26 protein-coding genes are annotated in these 26,658 nt (G+C 66.9%); 23 read left to right on the top strand and 3 right to left on the bottom strand.

The genetic code is table 11. The features are described from left to right. Positions 1–34 precede the first annotated feature (34 nt). The 12 genes from Q0894_RS03100 to Q0894_RS03045 all read left to right on the top strand — a co-directional run bounded on the left by Q0894_RS03100 (position 35) and on the right by Q0894_RS03045 (position 13,960). Positions 35–721: an ABC transporter ATP-binding protein gene (locus tag Q0894_RS03100; protein ID WP_299231401.1), complete on the top strand. Its 687-nt coding sequence runs from the start codon at positions 35–37 to the stop codon at positions 719–721. Continuing rightward, positions 718–3,231, top strand: coding sequence for an ABC transporter permease (locus Q0894_RS03095; RefSeq protein ID WP_299231399.1), 2,514 nt, complete (start codon positions 718–720; stop codon positions 3,229–3,231). The genes Q0894_RS03100 and Q0894_RS03095 overlap by 4 nt, the downstream gene beginning before the upstream one ends. Positions 3,232–3,641: 410 nt before the next feature. Beyond that, positions 3,642–4,784 carry an amine dehydrogenase large subunit gene (locus Q0894_RS03090; RefSeq protein WP_299231397.1) on the top strand — a complete coding sequence of 381 codons (1,143 nt, stop codon included), beginning with the start codon at positions 3,642–3,644 and terminating at the stop codon, positions 4,782–4,784. Between the two features lie 10 nt (positions 4,785–4,794). After that, entirely contained in the window at positions 4,795–5,334 is a 540-nt protein-coding gene (locus tag Q0894_RS03085) for a MauE/DoxX family redox-associated membrane protein (RefSeq protein WP_132041661.1), read from the top strand. Between the two features lie 16 nt (positions 5,335–5,350). Beyond that, positions 5,351–5,938 (top strand): methylamine dehydrogenase accessory protein MauD, encoded by a 588-nt coding sequence (mauD, locus tag Q0894_RS03080; RefSeq protein WP_237561929.1) that lies wholly within the window; start codon positions 5,351–5,353, stop codon positions 5,936–5,938. Positions 5,939–6,005: 67 nt separating this feature from the next. Beyond that, positions 6,006–6,530, top strand: a complete 525-nt coding sequence (locus Q0894_RS03075) for a methylamine dehydrogenase light chain (protein ID WP_132041663.1) — start codon at positions 6,006–6,008, stop codon at positions 6,528–6,530. Between the two features lie 5 nt (positions 6,531–6,535). Next, a complete protein-coding gene (locus Q0894_RS03070) occupies positions 6,536–7,081 on the top strand; it encodes a cytochrome C (RefSeq protein ID WP_299231392.1) in 546 nt (181 codons plus the stop codon). A gap of 54 nt (positions 7,082–7,135) precedes the next feature. Continuing rightward, positions 7,136–9,010: an FAD-dependent oxidoreductase gene (locus tag Q0894_RS03065; protein WP_299231390.1), complete on the top strand. Its 1,875-nt coding sequence runs from the start codon at positions 7,136–7,138 to the stop codon at positions 9,008–9,010. A 15-nt stretch (positions 9,011–9,025) separates the two neighbouring features. Further along, positions 9,026–9,517, top strand: a complete 492-nt coding sequence (locus tag Q0894_RS03060; RefSeq protein ID WP_299231388.1) for a cytochrome c3 family protein — start codon at positions 9,026–9,028, stop codon at positions 9,515–9,517. 120 nt (positions 9,518–9,637) lie between these two features. Next, a complete protein-coding gene (locus Q0894_RS03055; protein WP_299231386.1) occupies positions 9,638–10,837 on the top strand; it encodes a lipocalin-like domain-containing protein in 1,200 nt (399 codons plus the stop codon). A 121-nt stretch (positions 10,838–10,958) separates the two neighbouring features. Beyond that, positions 10,959–13,181, top strand: a complete 2,223-nt coding sequence (locus Q0894_RS03050) for a TonB-dependent siderophore receptor (protein WP_299231384.1) — start codon at positions 10,959–10,961, stop codon at positions 13,179–13,181. Positions 13,182–13,279: 98 nt separating this feature from the next. Beyond that, entirely contained in the window at positions 13,280–13,960 is a 681-nt protein-coding gene (locus tag Q0894_RS03045) for a Fe2+-dependent dioxygenase (RefSeq protein ID WP_299231382.1), read from the top strand. 149 nt (positions 13,961–14,109) lie between these two features. Here Q0894_RS03045 and Q0894_RS03040 read toward each other — a convergent pair whose 3' ends face one another. Both Q0894_RS03040 and gloA read right to left on the bottom strand, forming a co-directional pair. Continuing rightward, the gene (locus Q0894_RS03040) at positions 14,110–15,078 is read right to left on the bottom strand and encodes an ABC transporter substrate-binding protein (protein WP_299231380.1); all 969 of its coding nucleotides are present in this window, start codon (positions 15,076–15,078) and stop codon (positions 14,110–14,112) included. A 112-nt stretch (positions 15,079–15,190) separates the two neighbouring features. Continuing rightward, positions 15,191–15,724 carry a lactoylglutathione lyase gene (gene gloA / locus Q0894_RS03035; protein WP_299231378.1) on the bottom strand — a complete coding sequence of 178 codons (534 nt, stop codon included), beginning with the start codon at positions 15,722–15,724 and terminating at the stop codon, positions 15,191–15,193. A gap of 278 nt (positions 15,725–16,002) precedes the next feature. Between gloA and Q0894_RS03030 the strand changes: the two genes are divergently transcribed. From Q0894_RS03030 to Q0894_RS02980, 11 genes are all read left to right on the top strand, one after another. After that, positions 16,003–16,347: a hypothetical protein gene (locus tag Q0894_RS03030; protein WP_299231376.1), complete on the top strand. Its 345-nt coding sequence runs from the start codon at positions 16,003–16,005 to the stop codon at positions 16,345–16,347. Positions 16,348–16,399: 52 nt separating this feature from the next. Further along, positions 16,400–16,906: a C40 family peptidase gene (locus tag Q0894_RS03025; protein WP_299231374.1), complete on the top strand. Its 507-nt coding sequence runs from the start codon at positions 16,400–16,402 to the stop codon at positions 16,904–16,906. 240 nt (positions 16,907–17,146) lie between these two features. Further along, on the top strand, positions 17,147–17,839 hold the full coding sequence (locus tag Q0894_RS03020; RefSeq protein WP_299231371.1) for a thermostable hemolysin: 693 nt from the start codon (positions 17,147–17,149) through the stop codon (positions 17,837–17,839). Continuing rightward, entirely contained in the window at positions 17,823–19,307 is a 1,485-nt protein-coding gene (locus Q0894_RS03015; RefSeq protein ID WP_299231370.1) for an AMP-binding protein, read from the top strand. Before Q0894_RS03020 ends, Q0894_RS03015 begins: the two co-directional genes overlap by 17 nt. Beyond that, a complete protein-coding gene (locus tag Q0894_RS03010; RefSeq protein ID WP_299231368.1) occupies positions 19,304–19,996 on the top strand; it encodes an iron-containing redox enzyme family protein in 693 nt (230 codons plus the stop codon). Before Q0894_RS03015 ends, Q0894_RS03010 begins: the two co-directional genes overlap by 4 nt. Then, positions 19,983–20,825 carry an SDR family oxidoreductase gene (locus Q0894_RS03005; protein WP_299231366.1) on the top strand — a complete coding sequence of 281 codons (843 nt, stop codon included), beginning with the start codon at positions 19,983–19,985 and terminating at the stop codon, positions 20,823–20,825. The genes Q0894_RS03010 and Q0894_RS03005 overlap by 14 nt, the downstream gene beginning before the upstream one ends. Next, complete coding sequence (locus Q0894_RS03000; protein WP_299231364.1) at positions 20,822–21,505, top strand: hypothetical protein; 684 nt, start codon at positions 20,822–20,824, stop codon at positions 21,503–21,505. Before Q0894_RS03005 ends, Q0894_RS03000 begins: the two co-directional genes overlap by 4 nt. A gap of 7 nt (positions 21,506–21,512) precedes the next feature. Then, a complete protein-coding gene (locus Q0894_RS02995; RefSeq protein ID WP_299231362.1) occupies positions 21,513–22,193 on the top strand; it encodes a response regulator transcription factor in 681 nt (226 codons plus the stop codon). Then, positions 22,190–23,575 carry an ATP-binding protein gene (locus tag Q0894_RS02990; RefSeq protein WP_299231360.1) on the top strand — a complete coding sequence of 462 codons (1,386 nt, stop codon included), beginning with the start codon at positions 22,190–22,192 and terminating at the stop codon, positions 23,573–23,575. The genes Q0894_RS02995 and Q0894_RS02990 overlap by 4 nt, the downstream gene beginning before the upstream one ends. 94 nt (positions 23,576–23,669) lie before the next feature. After that, a complete protein-coding gene (locus Q0894_RS02985; protein ID WP_299231358.1) occupies positions 23,670–24,446 on the top strand; it encodes a phosphatase PAP2 family protein in 777 nt (258 codons plus the stop codon). Continuing rightward, positions 24,439–26,130 carry a phosphoethanolamine--lipid A transferase gene (locus Q0894_RS02980; RefSeq protein WP_299231356.1) on the top strand — a complete coding sequence of 564 codons (1,692 nt, stop codon included), beginning with the start codon at positions 24,439–24,441 and terminating at the stop codon, positions 26,128–26,130. Before Q0894_RS02985 ends, Q0894_RS02980 begins: the two co-directional genes overlap by 8 nt. Positions 26,131–26,138: 8 nt before the next feature. Here the strand turns inward: Q0894_RS02980 and Q0894_RS02975 are convergent, their stop codons facing one another. Next, positions 26,139–26,657 (bottom strand): cytochrome b/b6 domain-containing protein, encoded by a 519-nt coding sequence (locus Q0894_RS02975; protein ID WP_299231355.1) that lies wholly within the window; start codon positions 26,655–26,657, stop codon positions 26,139–26,141. Position 26,658: the final 1 nt, after the last annotated feature.

Raw genomic sequence — 26,658 nt, 5'->3', positions numbered from 1 at the left:
TGCATCCGCTCACTCCAGCGTCCGGGAGGCCGCCATGCTCGAGTTTCGCCAGGTCTACAAGGCCTATATCACCCCTCAGGGGCCCCTCGAGGTGCTGCGTGGCGTCGACCTGACGCTGGAGGCGGGCCAGAGCCTGGCGCTGATGGGCGAGTCGGGCAGCGGCAAGTCCACCCTGCTGCATCTGGCCGCGGGCCTCGACCTGCCGGATAGCGGCGAGGTGCGCCTGGGGGGCCAAGCGATCTCCATACTCGGCGAGCCCCAGCGCGCAAGGCTGCGTCGGGAGACCCTGGGGCTGGTATTCCAGCAGTTCCACCTGGTGCCCAGCCTCAGCGTGATCGACAACCTGCGCCTGCAGGCGCGCCTGGCCGGCGTGGAGAAGAGTGCCTGGTCGAGGGCGCTGATCGAGCGACTGGGGCTGGCCGGGCTGGAGGGGCGCTATCCCGAGCAGCTCTCCGGCGGCCAGCAGCAGCGCCTGGCCATCGGCCGCGCCCTGGCGCCACGCCCCTCTCTGCTGCTCGCCGACGAGCCCACCGGCAATCTGGATGAGGGCAGCGCCGACGCTATCCTGGCCCTGCTGCTGGAGCTGGTCCGCGACACCGGCTGTGCACTGCTGATGGTGACCCACAGCCCGAGAATCGCCGCCCCTCTGGATCGCCGCCTGGTGCTCTCGCACGCCCGGCTGACCTCGTCGCAACAGGCCGCGCAGGAGGCCACATCGTGATAGCCACCCCGCTTGCCACGCTACTCGCCACCCTGCTCTCCCACTACCGCCGCCACCCCGGCCAGCTGGCCATGCTGCTGCTGGGCCTGTGGGTGGCCAGCGCCCTGTGGAGCGGCGTGCAGGCGATCAATGCCTCGGCCAAGGAGAGCTATGCCCGGGCCGAAGCGCTGTTCACCACCAGCCTCGACCGTCTGGAGAGACTCGATGGCGCTCCCCTGGCCCGTGACGACTACCTCGCCCTGCGCCGCCAGGGCCTGCCGGTCTCCCCGCTGCTGGAGGGTGAGCTCACCGCACCCGACGGCACCCAACTGACGCTGATCGGCATCGATCCCCTGACCCTGCCCGGCGACAGCGCCTTCGCCACCGCCAACAACACCGGTGAGCTGACCGGCTTTCTGACGCCACCCTGGCAGACGCGAATCGCGCCGGACACCCTGCCGACCCTGGGCCTGGCACTCGATGAAGCGCCGGGCGCGACGCCGACCCTGGAGACGGGGCGACTGCCGCCGCTCTTTCTGGCCCCCTCGCTGCCACCCCACACGCTGGTGATGGATATCGCCGCGGCGGCCAGGCTGCTCGAGAGTGGCGCGATCCTGAGCCGACTGGTCAGCGCCCCGGGGGCACTGGAGGTGGCCCCGGCGGGCCTCACCCTGACCCGTTCGACCCGCCTGGTCTCGCCGGGCCAGCTGACCCAGAGCTTCCATCTCAACCTCACCGCCCTGGCCCTGCTGGCGCTGATCGTCGGCCTGTTTATCGTCCAGGCGGCCCTGGGCCTGGCCCTGGAGCAGCGCCTGGAGATGCTGCGTACCCTGCGCGCCCTGGGAGTGTCGGGTCGCACCCTGGTGGCCGGCCTGGCCCTGGAGCTGCTGCTGTTTGGCGTCATCGGTGCCCTGGCCGGCATCGCCGGCGGGGTGTGGCTGGCCCGGGCGCTGCTGCCCGATGTGGCCGCCACCCTGGGCAGCCTCTACGGCGCCGGGGTGGGCGTGGAGCTGCGCCTACCCTGGCACTACTGGCTCGGCGGCCTGGCGGTCACCCTGGGGGGTCTGCTGCTGGCCGGCACCGGGGTGCTGTGGCGGGCCGCCCGCCTGTCGGTGCTCGATCTGGGGCGTGCCCAGGCGTGGCGCACCGGTTACCAGCGCCAGCTGCGGCGCATGACCCTGGCCGGCTGTTTAGTCGCACTGAGCGGCCTGGCGCTATGGGCCTGGCTGTCGCGACAGCCCGCCGGCGAGGGGCTGGCGGCGGGATTTGCCCTGATGGCCGCCATGCTGCTGCTGGGGGCACTCTGGCTGCCGCCGCTGCTGGCCGCGGCCCTGGCGGGGCTTGCGCGCCTGGCCCGCCGGCGCCCGCTGGCCCAGTGGGCGCTTGCCGACCTGCAACTGCAGCTACCGCGGCTGTCGCTGTCGCTGATGGCGCTGCTGATCGCGCTCTCGGCAAGCCTGGGGGTCAACAGCATGGTGGGCGGCTTCCGCCTGACCTTCCTGGAGTGGCTCGATCAGCGGCTGGTGGCCGACCTCTACCTGGACCCACCGGCGGAACGCTTCGACGCGGTGCACGCCTGGCTGGGCGAGCGCGCGGAGGTGGACGAGCGCCTGGCCACCCGCAATGGCGAGAGCACCCTACTGGCGGTGAAAAGCGATTCGGGGGAACGCCCCCTGGCGCTGCCGGTCTCGCTGTTCGGCCTGACCCCGGGTAACCACCTGACCCCGACCTGGCCGCTGCTGGAGACCCACCAGGATGTGACGACGGCCTGGGCGTCGCTGCGAGAAGGGGCCGCCTTTATCAACGAGCAGCTGGCCATCGCCGAGGGGCTCGCCCCCGGGGATCGCCTGGACCTGGCTTCACCCCGCGGCCGGGAGACCCTTCATGTGGCAGCGATCTATCCCGACTACGGCAACCCGCGCGGCGAGGTGCTGATGACCAGCGACGAGCTGGGCAGGCGCTTCGCCGCCCCGCCGGACTCCATCGGTATCATGCTGACCCACGGCGCCGATGCCGAGGCCCTCGCCGCGGCGCTGGGCCGCGAGTTCGCCCTGGACCGTGATGCCCTGCGCGACCAGGCCGAGGTCAAGCGCATCGCCACCGGCATCTTCGAGCGTACATTCACCATCACCCGCGCCCTCAACGCCCTGACCCTGGCGGTGGCCGCCCTGGCGCTGCTGGCCAGCCTGCTCGCCCAGGCCCGCGAGCGACGCCGACGGCTGGCGCCGATGTGGGCCCTGGGCGTGCCGAGGGGCCGGCTGCTTCGGGTACAGCTCGCTCAGCTGGGCGGCGCGGCACTGGCGGTGGGTTTGGTAGCCGTGCCGCTGGGCATCGCCATCACCTGGGGCCTGGTAGCGGTGATCAACGTGGCCGCCTTCGGCTGGCGGCTACCGCTGCACCTCTTCCCGGGGGAGATCGCCCTGACCCTGGCCACCGCCGTGGTGGTGGCGCTGCTCGCCGCCACGCTGCCGGCACTGCGCCTATGGCGCACGCCACCCCGGGCGCTGCTGGCCGAGGAGCAGGCGTCTTGAGTGACGCTTGCCCGGGCACTCATCCTGACACTGGGGGGCGCCTCCGCGATAGTCCTGGCCTGCCCTCGACGATAGCCCTGGTCTGCCCACAGCAGTAGTAGAAAACCACGAAATCACCATGCCACCTAGGTCCAACCCCTCGATTCGGGGCACTGGTAGATGACGCAACGTCACTCCTGCTGCCCTTCTGCTGATTATTGCCTCATGGCAACAATGTCATTCCCCGCTGCAACGGTGCTGAGTGATGCCCTTTGCTATACCAGAGGCTGCAAGGCAATAAAACTAATATAAAAAAAGGCCGGAACAGCATATGCCTTCAATTGAGTCATGCCGGCGACCGTCATCTCGATACGGCAGGAGTGTTGATCGGCAGTCGTTCGCTTAATAATTCAACAAGAAAGGAAGACAGGATGCTCAAGAAGTCTCTCTATCGCACGGGGCTAGCCGTGTCGCTAAGCTCCCTGCTTATATCGACCGCCTCGGCCCAGCTGGCGAGAGAAAGCTATTCGATCGAAACCCTCGACGAACCGGATCAGCACCGCACCTATATCGTCGACAACAACTTCACGCATGCTCTGTCCACCCGCATTCGCGTCGTCGATCCCAACGAGCAGAAGCTTCTCGGTACCATATCGACGGGCTATATGGCTCCCATGGTGCTGTCTCACGATAAAAGCACGATATATACCGCCGATATCTTCTACGCTCGCAGCACCCGCGGCGAGCGCACCGATGTGCTGACCGCCACGGACGCACAAACGCTGAATCCCCTGTGGGAAGTCGAACTCCCCGCCAAGCTCGCCAACATGCTGACCGAGCTGTATATGCTGACCATCAGCGATGATGACCGCTTCGTCTACGCCTACAACTTTACGCCGGCGACCTCGATCTCCGTTGTCGATGTGAAGAACCAGGAGATGGTCAATGAGATCGAGATCCCCGGCTGCATGCTCAACTATCCGGTGGGCGATCGCGCCTTCGCCTCCATCTGCGGCGATGGCACCCTGCAGAAGGTGGTGATCGACGACCAGGGGCAGGAGGTCAGCCGTAGCAAGACACGGTTCTTCGACCCCGACGAAGAGCTGATGAACGAACGGGCCATTCTCAACGGGGACACCTACTACTTCACCACCACCGATGGCGTGATCCAGCCAGTGCATATCGTCGATGGCGAGCTTCAGGCCGGAGAGCGCTGGTCGCTGTTCGATGAAGATCATCAGCAGGAAAACTGGGGTGTCGGTGGCTGGCAACTACTGGCCGCCTCCCCTCACCTGAACCGCCTCTATGCGCTGGTGCACCCTGACCATGAGCCACGCAAGTGGGAAGACCCCAGCGATACCGTCTGGGCCTACGACCTGGAGAGTGGCGAGAAGGTCGGCGAGATCACGCTTCCCAATCACGTCTGGAGCATTCATGTCACCAAGGATGAATCACCGCTGCTGCTCGGCGGCACGGTAGAGGGTGACATGGAGGTCTATGACCTCTCCCAGGATAGCCATGTGGCCACCATGGAAGAGATCGCCGGCACCCCCATCCTGATGCTGAGCCACTAAGGGGGACGGCATGACACTCTATCCCGTTTTTACCCTGGCGCTCTCGGCCATCCTGGCCGTCATCCTGCTGAGCGCCGCGATGCACAAGCTGCGGGCCCCGCAGCGCTTTCGGCGACAGCTGGATGACTATGCGCTATTGCCTCCAGGCAGCCTGAGGGTCGTTGCCCGCATCGTACCGGCGCTCGAGATCGCCCTGGCCATCCTGCTGCTGATCCCTGCCCTGCGTGTGGTGGGCGCCCTTGGCACGGCGCTGTTGCTGGGCGGCTATGCCGGCGCGATGGCCATCAACCTGTGGCGTGGGCGCAGCGACATCGACTGTGGCTGCAGTGGCCCGGGGATGGAACGTCCGCTGAGCGCGGCCCTGCTGTGGCGCAATGGTCTGCTGGTGCTGATGGCACTGCTGGCGGCACTGCCCGCTCACCAGCACCCCCTCGGCGGCTTCGATCTGTTCCTGATCCTGGCCTGCAGCCTGGTAGGACTGATGATCTACACCTCGGTTGAGGGTCTCCTGGCCAATCGGCCACGTCTCAATGCACTACAAGGAAAATAACGCTATGGATGCCAACATGATCTCGCACATCCTGCTCTGGATCGGCCTCATCGCCCTGGCCCTGGTGGTGGTGGCACTGGTACGACAAATCGGCGTGCTTCACGCCCGCATCGCCCCCGCCGGCGCCCTGATCCTGGACAAGGGTGTCGAGGTGAACAACCCCGCCCCACAGGTGACCTCCGCCGACCGGCACGGCAGGCCGGTCAACGTCGGCTACAAGGGGGAGCGCGGCCAGCTGCTGTTCTTCCTGTCACCCACCTGCCCTGTGTGCAAGTCGCTGCTGCCGACGCTGCGCTCGCTGGGCAAGAGCTATCGCCAGGAGCTCGAGGTGATCTACGTCAGTGACGGTGATCATGAACAGCAGATGGAGCTGATCAAGCAGCATCACCTCGAGGATGCCCGCTATGTCATCGGGCCGGAGATCGGCATGACCTATCAGATCGGCAAGCTGCCCTATGCCGTACTGATCGATGCCGAGGGCGTGCTCAAGGCCAAGGGACTCGTCAACAACCGCGAGCATCTGGAGAGCCTGTTCGAGGCCCAGGCGATGGGCGTCGGTACGCTGCAGGAATACATGCGCCAGCAGACCGCGGCGACGCAATAACAAGCTCAACAACGCACACAGCAATGAACACAACAACAAGCACAACAACAACTGGAGGACCGCTCACATGAGCCTACTCGACCGTTTCTTCGAACGTACTTCACGCCGTGTGGCCCACTCCACCTCCCGCCGCAACACCCTGTTCAAGCTGGGCTCCTGGATGGTAGCCGGTAGCGCCCTGCCGCTGATCCTGCCCATCGACCGCAGCGCCGGCAACGCCCATGCGGCCGAGAAGGGCGAACCCGGCGACCCGGGCGATCCCACGTCGTGCGACTACTGGCGTTACTGCTCCATCGACGGCTACCTGTGCAGCTGCTGCGGTGGCAGCAAGACCTCCTGCCCCCCGGGCACCGATATTTCCCGGGTGGCCTGGGTGGGCACCTGTCGCAACCCGGCGGACGGTCGCGACTACATCATTTCCTACAACGACTGCTGTGGAAACCAGCCGTGCGGCAAGTGTGCCTGTAACCGTAACGACAGCGAGCAGCCGATCTACCGGCCATTCAACAACAACGATATCAACTGGTGCATCGGGGCGGAGAGCAACACCTATGTCTGCACCATCACGGTCATTCAAGGAGTAGCCACCTGATTGCCATGATGACGCTACGTATTTCCAACGGCGCCAGAACGCTGGTGGGACTATTCAGCTTGATCGCGGCCAGCTCGCTGGCCGCACAAAGCCTGCCCATGCCCAACACCAAGCCGGCACCGGGCAATGAGATACGACCGGCCCCACCACACCAGATGGTCTACCGCCCCGAGGTCTACTATCAGCTTGAATGTGGCGGCTGCCACCTGGCCGATGGCGAAGGCGAGCGCAAGAACGACATTCCCCGCATGAAGGACTTCGTCGGTCACTTCCTGTCAGTCGAAGGCGGCCGGGAGTTCCTCGTCCAGGTGCCAGGCTCGGCCTACTCGAGCTTCGCCGACGACCAGCTGGCCGAGTTGATCAACTGGATTATCACCGACGGCATCGCCGGCACCAGCAAACCCGAGGAGTTCACGCCCTACACCGCCGAGGAGGTGGCGGCACTGCGTGCCCAACCGCTCGGCAAGGTCGAGGAGACCCGCGATGTGCTGCTCGACCGCATGCGGGCCAAGGACATTGCCATTCATGATGGCCTCAAGGATCGCCCCTAGCGTTAACGCCGCAACGGGCAGCCCTTGCCCAGGCCGGCAACAGGGGGCTCACGCGTGGCCACGCCGATAGTCATCGGCGCCGGGCCAGCCGGCATGCACCTGGCGCGCCGGCTGGCCCGGCACGAGGAGGTGCTAGTGCTGGACGCCGACCCCGATAGCCCCCAGGCCACCGAGGCGCGTCCGCAACTGCTCGCCCCTCTGTCCTTCGATCCCTCCCACTCCGCTCGCGTGTCTCCGGGCACGCCTACGAACCCCGGCCCCTTGCCGCCGACAACAGGGCTCCGTCTGCTTTCCGGGCGCCGAGCGGTAAGGATCGATCGGAATAACCACCGGGTCATCGATGAGACCGGCCAGGCCCATGATTACTCTCGCCTGTTCCTCGCCCTGGGCGCCTCGCCCCGCTGGCCCACGCTACTCGGAAGCCGGCTCACCGGAGTGCAGACCCTCTATACCCGCCGCCAGCTCAACACCCTGCTCGACGCCCTGGATCATCGGGAATCTCTGCTGATCGTGGGCGGCGGCCTGCTCGCCGTCGAACTCGCCGCCCTGGCGGCGGGACGCACCAGCGTCACCCTGATCGCACGTCGCCGGTTACTGAGGCGCTATCTAAGCCCCGACATCGGCGCCAGCGTCGTTCGGCATCTCGAGATACGCGGTGTCCGGGTACTGGAGCAGGCGCCGCCGCATCGCCTGCTGGGCCGCCACAGGGTGACCGGCGTGTTGCTGGCAGACGGCCGATCCCTGACAACACGACGCGTCGTGCTGGCCTGCGGCATCACCCCCAATACGCGACTGGCCGGGGAGGCGGGGCTCGCCACCGACGAGGGCATTCTGGTCAATGCCGACATGCGTAGCCCCAGTGACCCCAGGATCTTCGCCGTGGGCGACTGCGCCCAGCCGCCCTGGCCATCGATGCGGGGAAATATCGTTCAGGTCCTTTACCTCGCCGACCTGGCCCTCGCCGCGGCCGCTGGCGAGCCGCCACCACCGCCCCCGGAAGGGCTGCTTCGGGAGTGCCGGTTGGGGGATGACACCCGGCTGGTCGTGGCCGGGCCGCACCCGCCTTCGGTCTCGACCTCAAGCGCTACACCCACGGAGGGAGAGGCGCTCACTGTGCGACGCGGAACACGCGTACTGCGCGCGACGCTACAACAGCAGCGCATCGTTGCCTTCGAGGCGCTGCTGCCCTCCCCTCAGGCCAGGCGGCTCACCGAACGTTGGTCAGACCATGGCACACTCAGCCGAACCGAAATGGTGGGACTGCGCTGGCTGGCCTGGCTACCGCCGCGCCGTCCCTCCGACCCCCTGGTCTGTCGTTGCGCCGGTGTTCGCCACTCGGCCATTCGGGCGGCCATCGCCGAGCATGGCAGCGACCCTGCGATGATCCGCCAGGCCACCCGAGCGGGCGACTACTGCGGCAACTGCCTCGATGAGATCGCCGACCTGGCCGGCCGCCGCCCGTGGCGCAGGCGCCTGATGCGCTGGTCGATGGCGGTGACGACGCTACTCCTCGTCGGCGTGCTGGGGGCGCTGCCGGTCTGGCCGGTTCCCGACAGCGTGCTCCCGACGCATGTCTTCACGGCCTACCGCCTGATGACCGATGCCATCGTCCGGGAGCTCAGCGGCTATCTGCTGCTCCTCGCCATCCTGCTGACGCTGGTGATCCGCGGAGGTCCCCGTCGCTACTGGTGGCATGGCCTGCTGGGGGGCGGCGCCCTGCTGCTGATGCCCCTGCACGCCCTGGGTGGCCTTTCCAGCGGTGCCGGACTGAACGCCGGGCTCATCGCACTGATGCTGCTGGTCGTACTGAGCGGTGCCCTGGTGATGCTGCACCGGCGGCCGTTCCTGCTGCGTCTTGGCCATCGGGTTGCCACGCTGCTCCTGCTGGTGGCGACGCTGCTGCATCTGGTATTCATCTATCAATATTGAGGGCGGCTACCGACAATGATCTCCAGCCAACGCCTTCTGTTTATCAGTCTGTTGCTGGCCCTGCTGGCCGGCGCCGCCCTGCTGATGCTGGGGCAATGGCAGCGCGCCGCCAGCCCGGCACCGCTCTCCCGGGGCCATGTCGGCCTCGAGTGCGCCGACTGTCACCTCAGTATCAACAGCAGCCAGGCCACGCTGATCACCGGCTGCCAGGGCTGCCACGAGGAAGTGCTCGGCGAGCAGCGAGCCCACTCGCCCGAGTACCTCTCCGTCGTTGGCCGCGGTGACTCCCCCTGGCACACCCGAGCGGATGGCTGCCTGGACTGCCATAACGGGCATGTTCGCGCCGGTGACGGTTTCGCCAGCGCGCTGCCCACCGACCAATGCACCCTATGCCATGCCGGCATCGTCACCGACCACGACTATCACCTGGGACTCGACTTCAACAGCTGCGCAAGCTGCCACCGCTATCATGACCGGGTCATCTCCCGGCCCAGGCCCGCTGACTAACCGGACGTTGCCTCGCCCACGGATGCGAGGCACCCCTCATTCATAGCGAGTCGCCACACCGTTCACACCGCTGGACGACGGCGCTACTGTAGGGACCATCTACCTCAAGGAGCGATACACATGCCGGTTCGTGCTAGCTGGCGGTCTTGGCGAGCGGTGTTGTTGCTGGGCTCACTACTGGGCGCTCTCCTGCTCCTGACCGGATGCGACGACGCTCCACCCGAGCGCCCGAGCGCCGGCTTCGCCGGACTGGGCGAGAGCGATGGCGGTTTCATGCAGGCCAGTCCCGGCACGCCTCTGCACTTTCCCGCGGATCATGGCGCGCACCCCGACTACCGCATCGAGTGGTGGTATCTCACCGCCAACCTGGAGGATGAGCAGGGCGAGCCGCTGGGGCTGCAGTGGACCCTGTTCCGCCAGGCGCTCTTGCCACCGGGAACGGCCCCCACGGAGACGCCTTCCGAGCCGACCCCCTGGGTGGCCGATCAGCTATGGATGGCACATCTGGCCGTCTCCCGGGGGGAGCAGCACGCCGTCAGCGAGCGCTTCGCGCGCAGCCACTCGACGACCTCTCCCAGGCAGGCGGCCAGCCAGGCCGGTGCGTCCGCCCACCCCTTCCGGGCCTGGATCGATGACTGGGTGCTGGCCAGCGATGTCAGCGACCCCGAGGCCGACACCTTCGAGCGGCTGAGGCTCGCCGCCTTCGATGGTGAAGGCGACAAGCGCTTCGGCTATCGTCTCGAGCTGACGGCGAAGGGTCCCCTGGTACGACATGGCGACGACGGCTTCAGCCAGAAGTCGGCCGACGGTCAGGGCTCCCATTACTACAGCCAGCCCTTCTGGCATATCGAGGGTGAGGTGACCCTGGCCGGCAAGACGCGCGAGGTCAGCGGCCGAGGCTGGCTCGACCGCGAGTGGAGCAGCCAGCTGCTGAGCCCCGATCAGACGGGCTGGGACTGGTTCTCGCTGCACCTCGATAGCGGCCACCGCCTGATGGCCTTCCGGCTGCGTGGCGGCGGAAACGACGGTGATGACTACCGTTCCGGCAGCTGGATCCTGGCGGATGGCATCACCCATCCGCTGGATTCGCAGGAGCTGGCGATGACCCCGTTGGCCACCGCCCGCGTGGCAGGCCGCGAGATGCCTACCCGCTGGCGCCTTAAGGTACCCGGGCGCGACCTCGATCTGATCGTCGAGGCGCCCCATGCCGAGCGCTGGATGGAGACCACGGTGCCCTACTGGGAGGGCGAGGTGGTCGCCCGCGATCATGATGGCGGCGAACGAGTGGGAGTCGGATATCTCGAGATGACCGGCTACTGAGCGAGCATTCGGCAGAGAATATGGAAAAAAAGTGATTGACTGTGCAGTTGGTGCAAATGAGAATGTGTCGCTTTCTGATAATAGTTCTCTTCCACCACCTCCCCTGACAAGGAACTGTGCAGTGAAACCTGGTATCACATCTGTCCAACGCTCCCCCTACCGTCTGCTGGCCTCGGCGGCGGGTCTTGCCATGGCGTCGGCCGCCGCCCCCGCCATCGCCCAGTCCAGTGAGGCGATAGAGCTCGAATCGCTGACGGTAATCGGCGAGTACAGCGATACCGGCTACAAGAGCGAGCGTTCGGCATCCGGCAAGTACGTCAAGCCGCTGCTGGATACGCCCCAGACGGTCAGCGTGGTGCCCGAGCAGGTGATCGAGGAGCAGCAGGCGCTGAGCCTGCGCCAGGTGCTCTCCAATGTGTCGGGCATCACCTTCGACGCCGGCGAGGGCGGCGGCGGCTCGGGTGACAAGATCAACATCCGCGGCTTCAGTGCCAACGCCAACATGAAGGTGGATGGCCTGCGCGACAGCAGCCAGAACAACCGCACCGACATGTTCAACACCGAGCGCGTCGAGGTGATCAAGGGCCCGAGTTCGGTATTCGGCGGCGCGGGCACCGCCGGCGGGGTGGTCAACATGATCAGCAAGACCCCCAAGAACCGCAGCTTCGTGGATGCCGGCCTGGGGCTGGGCAGCGACGACTACCGCCGCCTGACCCTCGATGCCAACCAGACGCTGGATGGCGTGGGGCAAGGCAGTGCCCTGCGCCTGAACCTGATGGCCCATGAAAATGACGTGCCGGGCCGCGATGATATCGGTCGCGAGCGCCTTGGCATCGCACCCTCGCTGACCCTGGGGCTGAGCGATGCCACCCGTGCGACCCTGAGCTATGTCTACCAGAAGGATGACAACCTGCCGGACTACGGCCTGCCGGCGGAGAACGGCAAGGTGCTGTCCGGCGTCGATCACGAGGCCTACTACGGCTGGCGCGACCTCGACGAGGAGAGGATCGAGAGCAATATCGCCACGCTCACCCTGGAGCACGATGTCAGCGACAGGACCTGGCTGGAGAACAAGACGCGCTACACCCATCTCGACCGGGACACCACCATCTCGGCGGCGCATGTCGATCGCACCGCTCCCGGCCTGCTACCGGGACACTACGAGCCGGCCGGCCCCCAGGCCTACCGACGGGACGTGACCACGGAGATGTGGATCAACCAGACCCACCTGACCACCCGCTTCGACACCGCGGGCTTCGAGCATGAGCTGCTGGTGGGTGCCGAGGTATCCCGCGAGACCTACGATCGCACCGCCTCCAATCTGGGTCTGGGTAGCGACGCGCACCCCTATCCCGACGGCGGCTATGACCTCTCCAACCCGCCGGGCCGCTGGGACGGCGACACCACCTATACGCCGCGTGGCGCCGACGAGGCGACGCTGAATAATCAGGCACTCTATGTGTTCGACACCATCACCCTGGACCCGCAGTGGGACCTGAGCCTGGGCCTGCGCCACGACTGGATCGACGGCGAGGCGATCGACAAGGAGAGCAACGAGCGCCAATCCACCCGCGACAAGGAGCTCAGCGGGCGCGCCGGGGTGGTCTACAAGCCGGCAGACAACGGCCGCGTCTACCTCGCCTACGGCACCTCCTTTGCCCCCTCCGCGGAAAACCTGGCCACCTCGGGCGGCCTGCCCCGGGGCAATGGTGGCGAGAACCTGTCGCCCGAGGAGAGCTCGACCTGGGAGCTGGGCACCAAGTGGGAGTTCATGGAGGGTCGGCTGGGCCTGGAGGGTGCGCTGTTCCGGGTCGACAATGACAACGTGCGTGAGCAGGATGCCAACGACGACCTCCGGCTGGCCGGCGAGCAGCGGGTACAGGGGGTCGAGCTGGGCGTCACCGGCCAGCTCACCGATGCCTGGGGCGTCTATGCCAACTACACCTATCTCGACAGCGAGACACGCAAGTCGATCGCCGAGCCTCAGGCCAACGGCCGCGACCCCGTCGGTCACTCCCTTGGCAACACGCCGGATCACAGCTTCAACCTGTGGACGACCTACGATATCGCCCCGGACCTCCAGCTGGGCTATGGCGCCCGCTATGTGGGGGAGCGACAGGTCGCCTCCGACGTGGCCGGCACCGTGGACAGCTACTGGCTGCACAACGCCATGCTGGCCTATCGGGTGACCGACAACCTCAGCGCCCAGTTCAACGTCAACAACCTGTTCGACGAGGAGTATGTCGAGCGCGTGCGTCCGCGCCCCGGCACCGCATCGCGCAGCTCGGCGGTGGAGATCGGCGACGGTCGCGCGGGCATCCTGACCCTCGACTATCGCTTCTGATCCAGCGTTTCTGATCAACCGGCCGTGACGCCCGTTGTCTTTCCTCGCCCGACCCCACCCAGGGGTCGGGCACGCTTCATTCAAGAGGGTCGTGACCCATGATGCTGCATATCCCCGAGGTGCTCGATCAGGCGCAGGTCGCCGAGTGCCGAGAGCTGCTCCTCCAGGCGCCCTGGCAGGACGGCAAGTCCACCGCCGGCTTCCAGTCGGCTCTGGCCAAGAACAATCTGCAGCTGCCGGAGGAGACCGAGGTGGCCCAGCGGCTGAGCAGGGTGGTGCTGGCGGCACTGGAGCGCCATCCGCTGTTTGTCGCCGGTGCCCTGCCGGCCAGGATATTTCCGCCGCTGTTCAACTGCTATCAGGGCGGGCAGTCGTTCGGACTGCATGTGGACAACGCCATGCGCATGGATCGCCAGCGCGGCGAGTACCTGCGCACCGATCTGTCGGCCACACTGTTCTTCAGCGAGCCGGAGAGCTATGACGGCGGCGAGCTGGTCGTCGAGGACACCTATGGCGCGCACAGCGTCAAGCTGCCGGCGGGAGACCTGATCCTCTATCCCGCCTCCAGCCTGCACCGGGTCACCCCGGTGACCCGTGGCGCACGCCTCGGCGCCTTCTTCTGGATTCAGAGCATGGTGCGCGACGAGGGCCAACGCAGCCTGCTGTTTGACCTGGACACGGCCATCCAGCAGACCCACCAGCAGCTCGGGGCCGACCACGCCACCAGCATCCAGCTGACCGGGGTCTACCACAACCTGCTGCGCCGCTGGGCACTCTAGCTGTGTAAGCCCATCGGATCAGGCACTCCCGCCGCGCGCCAGGACCGTCGCCGAACGGCGTGACGCTGGTTCACGATGCTTCCAAAGCATCGAGGCCGCCCGTAGGCGGCCTCGATACGGCAACGATGGGCAGCGCCTCAGCGACCGGTTCAGGCGTCGGGAATCTCCAGCGCTTCCTGAACCACCGGCCAGGCGTCCTGTTCCCCATCACGGGTGGTCACGCCCTCCAGGAAGGCCTTGACCCGCTCGGGATTGTTGCGCAGCCACTCCAGGGCCACCTCCTCGGGCGGACGCTCCTCGTAGCTGAAGCCGTAGATCATCGCACTCTGGTCATCGGCGCTGAATACCAGCTGGTCGAGCAGCCGAGTAGCATTGGGGTTTCCTTCAGCGAAGCGGCTGGTAACCAGCGAGATAACGTCGCTGCGGCCACCATCCGGCCCCCAGGCATCTTCAGGGTCATCGAGGAAGCGAATGTCATACTCGATGCTTGCCCAGTGGGGCGTCCAGGCATAGAAGACGATCCACTCGTCTCTATCCATGCTCGCCTTGGCCTGGCTGAACATGCCGGTGGTGGAGGTCTCGGACAGACGCCACTCATCGAGACAGTAGGTGCCGTTGTCCTGCATCCCGGCCAGCAGTTCGCTGGTACCCGAGCCCACCTCGATGGAGTAGAGCGTACCGCCGGCCTTGTCCCGCAGCTCTTCACTGCAGAGATCCTCGGCCGAGGTATAGCCTTCGTCATAGACGTAGGTGGGTACCACGAAGCCCAGCCGTGCACCGTCTACGTTGGTGCCCAGGTCGACCAGCGGATTGTCGCTCTGCATGGCGGTGTCGTACATGCCCTGCTGGGCCGGCAGCCAGGCGGCCAGGAAGGCGTCGAGCTCACCCTGGGCCAGCGCCTGATAGGTGATGGTGGAGCCCACCTCCTGTGACTGACTCTCGTACCCCAGTGCATTCAGCAGCTGTGAGGCGAGCTCGGTCTTGACCGTCACCCCGGGCCAGGGCGGCACGGAGAAGCGTACCTCGGCTGGCTCCTCGGCCTGAGCAGTCATGGCCAGCGGAGCGGTCAGCAAGGCGCCAGCCAGGGCAAGGGTGATAGGACGACGTGGCAGATTCATCAATACTCCTTGGCAGATCATGCCATGAATGGTCATGAACTTACCTTATCGCCCTCCAACGTGGAGGGCAAAAACGCCAACTTCCACGAAGCGCCCCTCCGCCGGCGCGACCTCAGTCGCCCATCGCGGCAAGACGGTCGGCCTGAACCACCTCGATCCAGTAGCCATCGGCGTCCTTCACGAACACCACGTTCTTCATCTTGCCCTGATCGGAGCGCTTGATGAACTCGACATCGTTGGCGTCGAACCATGCCTCGGCCGCCTCGAGATCCGGCACACTGAAGCAGATATGCCCGAAGCCCTGGGGCTCGGCATTGCCGTCGTAATAGGCGAAGTCCTGCTGCTCTTCGGTGCCCCAGTTGTGGGTCAGTTCCAGCAGCCCCTTCTGGCTGAAGGTCCAGACGGTACGCTGGCCGGCCTCTTCGGGCACGACGTCGTCCTTCTCCAGCCGCGCCAGAAAGTAGAGCGAGAACTGCATCTCCTCGAAATCGAGGCGGCGCACCACCGACATGCCGAACACCCGCGAGTAGAAGGCCAGGGCCTTCTCGGGATCCTTGACCCGCAGCATGGTGTGATTGAGGCGGAAGCCATCGGTCTCGGCCGTGGGGGCCTTTACCCCGGGATGCTGTTCACCCTGAAAGCTCATGGGTCTCTCCTGTATTGCGCGAATGTGAGCATAGACATGGGGGCGACGACGGCAGGTTTCCACCCGAATCACGCGGAGCAAGCAGGATACACAGCAGCGATACATCAGCACTGTATATAAAAGCTATACAACGCATTACTTTCACATGCTTCCCCTCCGAAAATTGCCAGAAAATGGCCAAATCCTGCTTGTATGGCGCCACAATAGTTCTACACTTCCTATACAGGGATGATGTTTTCCACTAGCCGTTCGGCTGGATCAACCTTCGAGGCCTGCCCATGAACGCCCACGCCTACGACCTTCACGACCGTATCACCCTGAAACAGCTGGCCAACGCCCTGAGTCACGGCTTCACACCTGTCGTCGAGATAGAGTCGATGGACGGCATCTATACGGTGCGCTTTCATCACAGCACAGGCGTCTGTGAGCTCGCCGACGCCAAGGGCAACACTCGCACCTTTCTCGGGACCGGAGAGATTCGCGACCTGCTTGGCAACCTGGGACTAAGTCATGGGGTGTTGACCTGGTCCGATCAGTGCGGCGACGAGATGATCGGGGTGCCCGGCCATGCCGTGACCCCCGATGAAATGCTTGCCTATGGCACGCGCATCGCCTTTCGTTAATGAAGCCGGCGGTCTAGGCTAGGGGCAAACTTGCCGCCCGCATGGAGCCCGAATGCCCCCTGCCCTCTCCGCTCACCTGCCTCCGATATCGACACGGCTGGTCGTTCTACTGATGACCCTGATGCTGCTTACCGGCTGTGCCGGCAAGCAGCTGGCGGTAGAAGACCCGCCGCCTCACGAGGGGCTCTCCATCGATCGCGTGCTGATACTCGCCGCGGCCGAGCGCACCCTCGGCACGCCCTATCGCTTCGGCGGCAACTCGCCCTCCGGCGTCGACTGTTCGGGCCTGGTCCAACTGGCCTACCGGGCCGCGGGCCTTGCCGTCCCACGCACCGCCGACGATCAGTTTCGTCGGCTGCCGAAGGTGGACCGCGCCCGCCCGGGCGACCTGCTGTTCTTCGACACCAGCGGAGGCGGCAAGGCCAGCCATGTCGGCATCTATCGCGGCAATGGGCAGATGATCCACGCTCCCGGTCGTGGCCGCCGAGTGGAGACCTCGCCGGTGGAGATCGCCTACTGGCAGGAGCGCTTCCTTGGCGCCGCCGCCCTGGCACCCTGACGTCCAACCTGGCAAGTCGGTTCCGAAGGGAGGCCAGCCACAGGAAGCGAAGAGCCGACATTCATCGTGCTGGTCGAGGATGACCCGAGCCTGGCCTCGGGCATCCGCCTGGCGTGCGACTGACCGAGGAGCGTGTCTACATCCGCGCCTGAATCGTCGAGGTCGGAATTTCTGCCGCCCTTAAGCGGACGTTAAGTTACCGGAACCAGAGTATGGGTGACACGTCATGGAGACGCCCCCATGCCACACCCCGATCTCGTTCTCTCCCCCGTCCCCTGTCGCCGACCATCGGTGGACCTTCCCGCCGTCATCCCAGCTATCTCACCGCTGGAGTGGCAAGAAGCACACCACTGGACCCGTCGCCGACGCCTGGAACACCTGGTCCGACGCCGCTTCGCCGAAGAGCATGGCGCCACCATCACCCACCTGCTGCCGCGGCTGTTCGGCCTGTGGCAGGGCGAGTGGCCCCAGGCGGCGGTCGGAGTGCGTGCAGCGGCAAGCGGCCCGCTTTTCCAGGAGCGCTACCTGGATGTCAGTGCCGAACACCTGCTGACCGAGCGCTTCGCCCAGCCCGTGGACCGTCACCGGGTCGCCGAGATCGGCAACCTGGCCAGCCGCCGTCCCGGCCTGCAGTGCCAGCTCTTCCTGCACCTGGTGGACCAGCTCGGCCACGAGGGTATCGGCTGGCTGCTGTTCACCGCCACGCCGGAGGTGGCCAACGCCATTCGTCGCCTGGGCCTTTCTCTCGAGCCGGTGATGGTCGCCGACCCGACACGACTCGGTGACGAGCAGGCCAGCTGGGGACGCTACTACGAGCGCCAACCCTGGATAATGGCCGGTGACCTGCACCGCGCCCACCGCCAGCTGAGCGAACGCGGCCTGCTTCCCTCCCGCCTTTGCCCGGCGGAGGTGGCCCATGCGCACCACGCCTGACGCCCTGCAGGAACGGCTGGTCCGCCATGCCACCGATCGGCGGTCTGATATCGCGCTGGACGACGGTCACCGCCGACTCCCCTGGGACGAGCTGATAAGCGAAATCGCGTCCCGCCGGCGACGCCTGCACGCAGCCAACGCCCGGCGGGTCGCCCTGGCCCTGGACAACGGCATCGACTGGGCGCTATGGGATCTGGCGCTGCTACAGGATGAGCGGGTGGCGGTACCGGTTCCCAGCTTCTTCAGTGCTGCCCAGCGCCGCCACCTGGTCGCCGCCGCCGGGCTGGACACCTGGATCGGCCCCGGCGGCGAAGCCCATGGCTTCCAGAGCAGCCGCGACCCGGCCATCGCCAGCCGGCGCGTCGTCGTTCCCCCGACTCTGCATCCTGGTACCAGGCGCATCACCTTCACCTCCGGCACCAGCGGTGCCCCCAAGGGGGTCTGCCTCGACGCCACGGCGCCGCTTACGGTGGCTACCAGTATCGCCGAAGCAGTGGCACCGCTGGCCATAGAGCGCCACCTGGCGATGCTGCCGCTCTCCACCCTGCTGGAGAATATCGGCGGCCTCTATGTGCCACTGTGGCTGGGTGGCCGCGTTTTTCTGCCCGGGGTCGAGACGCTGGGCTGGCGCGGTGCCAGCGGCTTCGACCCGTACCGAGCGCTGGCTACCCTCGACGCCTGTCGTCCCCACAGCCTGATTCTGGTTCCCCAGCTCCTCCAGGCGCTGGTGGAGGCGCGACCCAGGGCCCCCGAGAGCCTGCGGTTCGTGGCGGTGGGTGGCGCCCGGGTCGCCGACTCCCTGCTGGCACGGGCCCGACGCGGTGGCTGGCCGGTCTTCGAGGGCTATGGCCTCTCGGAATGCGCCTCGGTGGTGAGTCTCAATCGCACCGGCGAACCCGCCCACGGCGTCGGCCGCCCACTGCCCCATGCCGAGGTGCGCATCGATGACGCGGGCGAGGTGTGGGTGCGTGGTGCCATCCAGCTCGGCTATCTCGGTGAGCCGGCGTCTGCCTCGGCCTGGCATGCCACCGGTGACCTTGGGCACTGGGCCAGCGGCGCCCTGGTACTGGGGGGACGTCGTCGCGAGGTCTTCATCACCGCCTATGGGCGCAACGTCAATCCTCAGTGGGTGGAGGGCGAGCTCTGCGCCTGCCCTGCCATCGCCCAGGCGCTGGTTCACGGCGAGGCGCTGCCCATCAACCGTGCGCTGCTGGTGCCCGCCTCTCCCGCGATCGACGACGCCACGCTGGCCGCCGCAGTGGCCGAGGCCAATGCCGGTCTGCCCGACTACGCCCGAATCCACGAGTGGCGCCGCAGTGCCCCCTTCACCCCTCACAACCAGCAGCTGACGGCCAATGGCCGTCTGCGTCGCGACGCCATCCTCCGCGCCCATGGCGACTGGCTGCGCGCCGCCCCTACTCGGCACGAGTCCCACCCTTCCCAGACGATGCAAGGAGTGACCCCATGACCCCCTATCAGCAACTACAGCACGCCACCCGCCATGAGCGCGAATGGCTGCTTTCCACCCCGCTGCTGACTCGCGCCCTGGCCGGCCAGGTCAGCCGTGACGAGTACCTCGCCTTCCTCGGCCAGGCCTATCACCACGTCCGCTTCACGGTGCCACTGATGATGGCCTGTGGCGCCCGCCTGCCGGAACGGCTGGAATGGCTGCGCGGCGCCCTGGTGGAGTATATCGAGGAGGAGCATGGCCACGAGCAGTGGATTCTCGACGACATCCGCGCCACCGGTGGTGACCCCGCGGCGGCCGCCGCACGGCCGGCGGATCCTGCCACCCGGCTGATGGTGGCCGCCGTGCGCGATGAGATCGAACATGGTCAGCCGGTGGGCTTCTTCGGCATGGTCCAGGTACTGGAAGGCACCAGCACGGCGCTGGCCACCCAGGCCGCCGAACGACTGCAGGCAAGCCTCGGCCTCCCCGACGAGGCGGTACGCTACCTGACCTCCCACGGTAGCCTGGATATCGGCCACCTGGCCTTCTTCGAAGGGCTGGTGAACCGCCTGGAGGAGCAGGACCTGGCGGCTGTGATCGACACCGCACGAGTGGTCTACCGCCTCTACGGCGCCATGTTCCGCGGCGTCGAGGCACGCTGTGCCGGCGGCAATACCGCCCAGGAGTTCACCGATGCGCTGGTCTGATCGCCGCACCCGACACCCTCGGCTACCCGAAGGAGGCTGGCCCGCCCAGCGGGTACTGATCACCGGGGCCAGCGGCGGTATCGGCCAGGCACTGGTGGACGAGCTGGCCGCCGCCGGCGCCCAGCTGCTGATTACCGGCCGCCGGGTGGAGGACCTCGAGACCACGGCGGCCCGCCACCCCGACCGGATCACCGCGCTGCCCGCCGATCTGACCCGTGCCGAGGAGCGCCAGCAGCTGGTGGCCGCGGCCCGACGAGCGGGTTGCAACATGCTGATCAACGCCGCCGGCGTGAACCGGGCGGCACTGTTCACCGAGGGCTCCGATGCCGATCTCGAGCGACTCATTACCCTCAACCTTACCGCCACCCTGCAGCTGACCCGCGCCCTGCTTCCCCAGCTGATGGCGGCGCGCCAGGGCTGGGTGATCACCCTGGGCTCCACCTTCGGCACCCTGGGCTATCCCGGACAGGTCGGCTACTGCGCCACCAAGTTCGCCCTGCGCGGTTTCAGCCAGGCCCTGCGCCGGGAGCTCGCCGACACTCGGGTGCGGGTGCTGCATGTCTCGCCCCGGGCCACCCGCACCGCCATGAACGCCCCCGAGGTGGAGGCCATGAACGCGGCTCTGGGCAACGCCATGGATAGTCCCGCTCAGGTGGCCCAGGCGGTACGCAAAGCCGTGGAGCGCGGTCGCCAGGAGGCCCAGCTGGGCGGCCCCGAACGGCTCTTCGTGCGCCTCAATGCCCTGTTACCGAGCGTGGTCGACCACGCCCTGGCGCGCCAGCTTCCCGTCATCCGCCGCTTCCTCGGCACTTCGGAGACCACACCATGAACACTCGACGACTCTCCCGCCTACCCCGCCTCCACCTTGCCGCCACGCTGCTTGTAGCCAGCCTCGGCGGGCTGCCCAGCATGGCCCTGCTTGCCGCGAGCGATGACGGTGGCGCCGACAGAAGCGTGGCTCGACTGCAGGGCCGCTGGGCCGAGATCCGCTACGAACTGCCCGAAGACCAGCAGGTGAAGGCGCTGGACGAACTGGGCAAGGAGGCCGAGCGCCAGCTGGCCGACTATCCCGACTCTGCCGAATTGCTGATCTGGGCCGGTATCGTGCGCTCCACCCAGGCCGGCGCCGAAGGCGGGCTGGCTGCACTCGGCCTGGTCAAGCAGGCCCGCGGCTATCTGGAGGCCGCCCTGTCGCGGGACCCGATGGCACTGAACGGCTCCGCCTATACCAGCCTGGGAGCCCTCTACTACCAGGTGCCGGGCTGGCCGATCGGCTTCGGTGACGACGACAAGGCCGAGTGGCACCTCAAGCGAGCCCTCGCGATCAACCCCGACGGTCTCGACAGCCTCTACTTCTGGGGCGACTATCTACATCAGCAGGGTCGCGATGCCGAGGCGCGCCAGGCCCTGGAGAAAGCCCTGCAGGCACCGCCCCGGCCCACCCGCGAGCTTGCCGATGCCGGCCGCCGCGAGGAAGTCCGCCACCTGCTGTCGCAACTGGAGAAATGAACAACCGATGCGCATCCTGCTGGTCGAGGATGACCCGAGCCTGGCCTCGGGCATCCGCCTGGCCCTCAAGCCAGAACACTACACCGTGGACCATCTTGGCGATGGGGCCATGGCCCTCGCCGCCCTGCAGGGCGACGAGCCCTTCGATGCCGTGATTCTCGATCTTGGCCTGCCGGGGCTCGACGGCATGCGGGTGCTGGAGGCCGTGCGGCGAAGCGGCAACCGGGTGCCGGTGCTGGTGCTCACCGCCCGGGATGCCGTGGATGACCGTATCGAAGGCCTAGATGCCGGCGCCGACGACTACCTGGTCAAGCCCTTCGAGGTCGCCGAGCTCAAGGCGCGGCTGCGCGCCCTGCTGCGCCGCAGCCAGGGCCAGGCCACACCGCTGCTGGAGTGCCGCGGCATCCAGCTCGACGCCACCAGACGACAGGTGAGCTACCAGGGCCAGGAGATCACCCTGTCGCGCCGTGAGTTCACCCTGCTTCAGGAGTTCATGAGTCATCCGGGGCGGGTCTTTACCCGCGATACCCTAACCCGCCTGATCTACGGCTGGGAGGAGGATGTGGAAAGCAATGCCATCGAGGTGCATGTCCACCATCTGCGTCGCAAGCTGTTCCCCGGCCTGATCCGCACGGTACGCGGCATCGGCTATGTGCTGGACCATGCGCCTCAGGAGGCCGGGGCGTGAGCTCCATTCGTCGCCGTACCCTGGGACTGGTACTGCTGGTATTCGGCGTCAGCATGCTGGCCATCGGTCTGGTCAGCTACCGCTACGCCTCCCACGAGATCGAGGAGCTCTATGATGCCAGCCTGGCCCAGAATGCCCGCCTGCTGGAAGGGTTGATCCAGGCACCACTGCCGGAGGGGCAGCGACAGGCACTGCTGGCCAGCCTCGAGAGTGCCCTGCTGCGAGCCGAGCAGTCGGACAAGCGCCTGGCCGGCCACCGTTACGAGAGCAGGCTGGCCTTTCAGCTGTGGGAAGATGATCGGCTGGTACTGCGGTCGGCCAGCGCCCCGCCCGAGCCGTTCACCGATGCGCCCCCCGGCTATGCCAACAGCCGGCAGGCGGGTCATGACTGGCGGGTCTATATACTCGATCTGCCCGAGTCGTCGCGGCGGGTAATGGTCGCCGAGCGCGACGACGTGCGCGGTGAGCTGACCCGCGCCGTGGCCCTGCGCACCCTGCTGCCGGACCTGATCGGTCTGCCCCTGCTGGCGCTGCTGCTGTGGTGGGCCACCGGCCGGGGGTTGCGTCCGCTATCGCGGCTGGCCGCGGCGATCCATCGGCGCGACCCTCACAACCTGCAGCCGCTGCTGATGCACCCCCTGCCCCGGGAACTGGACACCATCGTCGGCGCCCTGAATCGTCTGCTGGAGCGCATCCGGCATCTGCGGGTGCGCGAGAAGCGCTTTATCGCCGATGCCGCCCACGAGCTGCGCACTCCCCTGGCGGTGCTCGACCTGCACGCCCAGAACGCCCTGGCCGCCGAGGACCCCGCCGACCGCCACGAGGCGCTGCAGGAGCTACGCGGCGGCGTGGCCCGAGCCACCCGGCTGGTCTCCCAGCTGCTGACCCTGGCACGCCTGGAGCCCGAGGAGGTAGAGCAGGAGGCGGCGCCACGTGTGGCGAGCAACTTGCTGATCGAGGTACGCGAGGCGCTGGCCGAGCTCTCGCCCCTGGCCATCGAGCGAAACCAGACCCTGGACCTTGTCGCCGATGAGGCGGATGACTGGCAACTGGCCACCGAGCCAGGCGCCATCGGTATCCTGGTACAGAACCTGGTCGGCAACGCCCTGCGCTATAGCCCGGATGGCGGCCGGGTGACGGTGGCCCTGGAGGCCAGTACGGAGCGTCTGATGCTGCAGGTGGATGACCAGGGCCCGGGAATCCCCGCCGCGGAGCTCGAGCGCGTCACCGAGCGTTTCCATCGCGTCGGCCCCGGAGCCGGTGCCGGCCTGGGGCTCTCCATTGTGGAGCGCCTGCTGGCCCGCCACGGCGGCACGCTCGATCTCGGCCCCGCTCCCGGGGGTGGGCTGCGTGTCGTGGCGATGCTGCCCCGAGACGCCTAAGCCTTCACCCCTCCCACCACCGGCTCACCGCTGACATAAGGGTTCGTTAAGGCGAACCCGTCAGCATGGCCGCGTTGCCTTTCCGGACGCTGCCATGACACCTCCGACACCCGCCCTCTCACCCTCCCAAGATGTCGGCCCGCTGACCGCGGTAATTCTCCTGCGGCGGCTGGCACTGGCCTGGGCCGGCTTCCTGGCACTGATGCTGGTGATCGACCGGCTGGGACTCGACTTCCGTCTCGCCGATATCTTCTATCGCCTTCAGGGCGAGGGCTGGACGCTGAAGCAGCATGTGCTGTTCGAGACTTGGCTGCATCGCGGTGGCCGAACCCTCAGCCAGTGGATGGGGGGCAGCGTAATCCTGATGTTGCTGGCCAGTCTCATGGCCCGCCCTCTGCATCGCTGGCGCTGCCCCCTCCTGTATCTGTTCCTGGCGGTAGCCGGCTCAACGATCGCAGTCTCGACCGTGAAGCACCTGGTGCCCATGGAGTGTCCCTGGGACCTGGCCCGCTATGGCGGTGACTGGCCCTTCATCGGCCTGCTCACGCGGCGGCCCGCCGGGATGCCGGATACCGCCTGCTTCCCTGCCGGCCATGCTAGCGCCGGCTACGCCTGGATCGCGCTCTACTTCTGCTTGCGAAGCGTGCGGCCACGTCTGCGCTGGCTGGGGCTGGCCACCGGACTGGGCCTCGGGCTCCTCTTCGGTGTCACCCAGCAGCTGCGCGGCGCCCACTTCCTCTCCCACGACCTCTGGACGCTGATGCTCTGTTGGACGATCAGCGCCACGCTGGCGAGCCTGCTACTGCCATCGCCGGCGCGCGAGCTCACGACCGTCACTCACTCTGCTCACGAGTCTTCCACCCATGCCTGAGTTCACTCGCTCTCCCCTGGACAGCCTCCGGCGGTTCCGCTCCCGGCTGCCGGCACTTTCTCCCCAGGCCCTGACCCTGCTGGCCTGCCTGGGTTTCACACTCTTCTACAACCAGCGCTTCTGGGCGGCGGTGATCGAGGCCATGTCACCCACGGGGCTCGGCGACTGGGGCCAGCTGGTCGGCTATGGGGTGGTGATGACCGGACTGCACCTGGTGGTCTTCCTGCCGCTGGTCGGCCGCGCGACCGTCAAGCCGTTGCTGACTGCCCTGGTGCTGGTCGCCGCCTCGGTCAGCTATTTCACCGGCCACTACGGCACCTACTTCGATACCCACATGATCGATAACGTGCTGCAGACGGACACCCGGGAGGCCGGTGAGCTGCTCACCCCGGGTCTGGCATTCAATCTGCTGCTGTTCGGTTTGCTGCCGTTGTCCCTGGTGTGGGGCTGGCCGCTGCGCCGCCGCAGCTGGCGGCGCGGCCTGGGGGCCGGTGCACTGTGGTGGCTGGGTAGTGTCGTCGTGCTCGTCGGGGCGCTGCTGCTCTCCTTCCAGAGCCTCTCCTCGCTGATGCGCAATCATCACGAGTTGCGCTACCTGATCACCCCCGGCAATGCCATCGTCTCCACCGGCCAGGTGATGGCGGCCTCCCCGCCACTGCCCGAGGATCGCTTGCCCATCGGTGAGGATGCGCGGCGGCTGCCGAGTGCCGAGAATAACCCGCGCCTGCTGGTGCTGGTGGTCGGCGAAACGGTGCGCGCCGCCAACTGGGGGCTCTCCGGCTATGACCGGCAGACTACCCCGCGGCTGGCCGAGCGTGACGTGGTCAACTTCAGTGAAGTGGCCAGCTGCGGCACCAGCACCGCGGTCTCGCTGCCCTGCATGTTCTCCCCCCAGGGACGAAACGACTACGACGAGCGCTTCACCCGCAGTCACGAGTCGCTGCTGGACGTGGTGCAGCGCGCCGGCTATCGCGTGGTGTGGATCGATAACCAGTCGGGCTGCAAGGGGGTCTGCGACGGCGTGGAGCGGGCAGCACCCTCCTCCGATGACTATCCCGAGCTGTGTGGGGAGGAGGGCTGCCTCGACGGTGTGCTGGTCGAGAAACTTGCCCGACGCCTCGGCGAGATACGCGAGGATACGGTGATCGTGCTGCATATGTTGGGCAACCATGGCCCCAGCTACTTCCAGCGCTACCCGGAGGACTTCCGGGCCTTCACGCCTACCTGCGATACGGCCGACCTGGCCCGGTGTGATCGGGAAGCGATCGTCAACGGCTACGATAACGCTATCCTCTATACCGACAATGTGCTGGACCGGATCATCGGCGTGCTGGAGAGGAACCAATCCCTGGCCACGGCCATGCTGTACGTCTCCGACCACGGGGAGTCGCTGGGCGAGAAGGGGATCTATCTGCACGGCCTGCCCTACGCCATCGCTCCCCGTGAACAGACCCGCGTGCCCATGGTGTGGTGGGCCTCCGATGACTTCGCTGAAACCGCCGGACTCAATGACGACTGCCTGGCCGCCCAGAGCGATCGCGCCTTGAGCCACGACTACCTGTTCCATTCGCTGCTGGGGCTGCTCGGCGTGGAGTCCGAGGTCCGGAATGACGCCCTCGACCTGACGGCAAGCTGCCGCGCCCCGGAGGCGCAAGCCCCCGGGGCGATTATCACGCAGCAGTAGCAGGACATTCACGCCATACGCTTCAAGGTGTGGTCACGCAGCCAGAACTGGTGCGCCAGGCTGGCCAGCACGTGCCCGCCGATCAGCAACCACAACAGGTTGGCCAGCACCTCGTGGGTCTCCTCGGCGGCCTCCTCCAGCCACTCGACCTCGGCGCCGGGGACGATCAGCGGCAGGCCGAAGAGCTCCACGCCATGGCCACTGCCCAGGGCAGCGAGCAGGCCGCTAACGGGGAGCAGCAGCATCGCCGCGTAGAGCGCCAGGTGGCCCAGCCGGGCCGCCCACTGCCAGTGCGCATGGGCCTCAAGCCTGCCGTGGTTGACCCGGCGCCACAGCAGCCGGAACACCAGCAGCCCCAGCAGCAGCACCCCGACACTCTTGTGCAGCCCCATCGCCTCCCGCTCGCTCATCCCGACGAGCTCCGCCAGCCACTCCGTGCCGAGCATCAGGATCAGCAGCGTGGCCATGCTCCAGTGAATGGCCCGTGAGACGGCCCCGTAACGGTGTTCGGAATCCAGCCAATTCATG

Origin of the sequence: uncultured Halomonas sp., from assembly GCF_947501415.1 — a bacterium.
Taxonomy (GTDB): Bacteria; Pseudomonadota; Gammaproteobacteria; order Pseudomonadales; family Halomonadaceae; genus Halomonas.
This window is presented reverse-complemented; position numbering and strand designations above follow the sequence as displayed.

What these genes read in the sequence shown, in the direction of transcription:
- Q0894_RS03100 (WP_299231401.1), top strand. Translation starts at nt 35, where the DNA reads ATGCTCGAGTTTCGCCAGGTCTACAAGGCCTATATCACCCCTCAGGGG.
- Q0894_RS03025 (WP_299231374.1), top strand. Translation starts at nt 16,400, where the DNA reads ATGCCCCCTGCCCTCTCCGCTCACCTGCCTCCGATATCGACACGGCTG.
- Q0894_RS03015 (WP_299231370.1), top strand. Translation starts at nt 17,823, where the DNA reads ATGCGCACCACGCCTGACGCCCTGCAGGAACGGCTGGTCCGCCATGCC.
- Q0894_RS03005 (WP_299231366.1), top strand. Translation starts at nt 19,983, where the DNA reads ATGCGCTGGTCTGATCGCCGCACCCGACACCCTCGGCTACCCGAAGGA.
- Q0894_RS03040 (WP_299231380.1), bottom strand. Translation starts at nt 15,078, where the DNA reads ATGAATCTGCCACGTCGTCCTATCACCCTTGCCCTGGCTGGCGCCTTG.
- Q0894_RS02980 (WP_299231356.1), top strand. Translation starts at nt 24,439, where the DNA reads ATGCCTGAGTTCACTCGCTCTCCCCTGGACAGCCTCCGGCGGTTCCGC.
- Q0894_RS02975 (WP_299231355.1), bottom strand. Translation starts at nt 26,657, where the DNA reads ATGAATTGGCTGGATTCCGAACACCGTTACGGGGCCGTCTCACGGGCC.
- mauD (WP_237561929.1), top strand. Translation starts at nt 5,351, where the DNA reads ATGATCTCGCACATCCTGCTCTGGATCGGCCTCATCGCCCTGGCCCTG.
- Q0894_RS02995 (WP_299231362.1), top strand. Translation starts at nt 21,513, where the DNA reads ATGCGCATCCTGCTGGTCGAGGATGACCCGAGCCTGGCCTCGGGCATC.
- Q0894_RS03070 (WP_299231392.1), top strand. Translation starts at nt 6,536, where the DNA reads ATGATGACGCTACGTATTTCCAACGGCGCCAGAACGCTGGTGGGACTA.
- Q0894_RS03055 (WP_299231386.1), top strand. Translation starts at nt 9,638, where the DNA reads ATGCCGGTTCGTGCTAGCTGGCGGTCTTGGCGAGCGGTGTTGTTGCTG.
- Q0894_RS03075 (WP_132041663.1), top strand. Translation starts at nt 6,006, where the DNA reads ATGAGCCTACTCGACCGTTTCTTCGAACGTACTTCACGCCGTGTGGCC.
- Q0894_RS03020 (WP_299231371.1), top strand. Translation starts at nt 17,147, where the DNA reads ATGCCACACCCCGATCTCGTTCTCTCCCCCGTCCCCTGTCGCCGACCA.
- Q0894_RS03060 (WP_299231388.1), top strand. Translation starts at nt 9,026, where the DNA reads ATGATCTCCAGCCAACGCCTTCTGTTTATCAGTCTGTTGCTGGCCCTG.
- Q0894_RS03010 (WP_299231368.1), top strand. Translation starts at nt 19,304, where the DNA reads ATGACCCCCTATCAGCAACTACAGCACGCCACCCGCCATGAGCGCGAA.
- Q0894_RS03000 (WP_299231364.1), top strand. Translation starts at nt 20,822, where the DNA reads ATGAACACTCGACGACTCTCCCGCCTACCCCGCCTCCACCTTGCCGCC.
- Q0894_RS03085 (WP_132041661.1), top strand. Translation starts at nt 4,795, where the DNA reads ATGACACTCTATCCCGTTTTTACCCTGGCGCTCTCGGCCATCCTGGCC.
- Q0894_RS02985 (WP_299231358.1), top strand. Translation starts at nt 23,670, where the DNA reads ATGACACCTCCGACACCCGCCCTCTCACCCTCCCAAGATGTCGGCCCG.
- Q0894_RS03090 (WP_299231397.1), top strand. Translation starts at nt 3,642, where the DNA reads ATGCTCAAGAAGTCTCTCTATCGCACGGGGCTAGCCGTGTCGCTAAGC.
- Q0894_RS03030 (WP_299231376.1), top strand. Translation starts at nt 16,003, where the DNA reads ATGAACGCCCACGCCTACGACCTTCACGACCGTATCACCCTGAAACAG.
- Q0894_RS03045 (WP_299231382.1), top strand. Translation starts at nt 13,280, where the DNA reads ATGATGCTGCATATCCCCGAGGTGCTCGATCAGGCGCAGGTCGCCGAG.
- gloA (WP_299231378.1), bottom strand. Translation starts at nt 15,724, where the DNA reads ATGAGCTTTCAGGGTGAACAGCATCCCGGGGTAAAGGCCCCCACGGCC.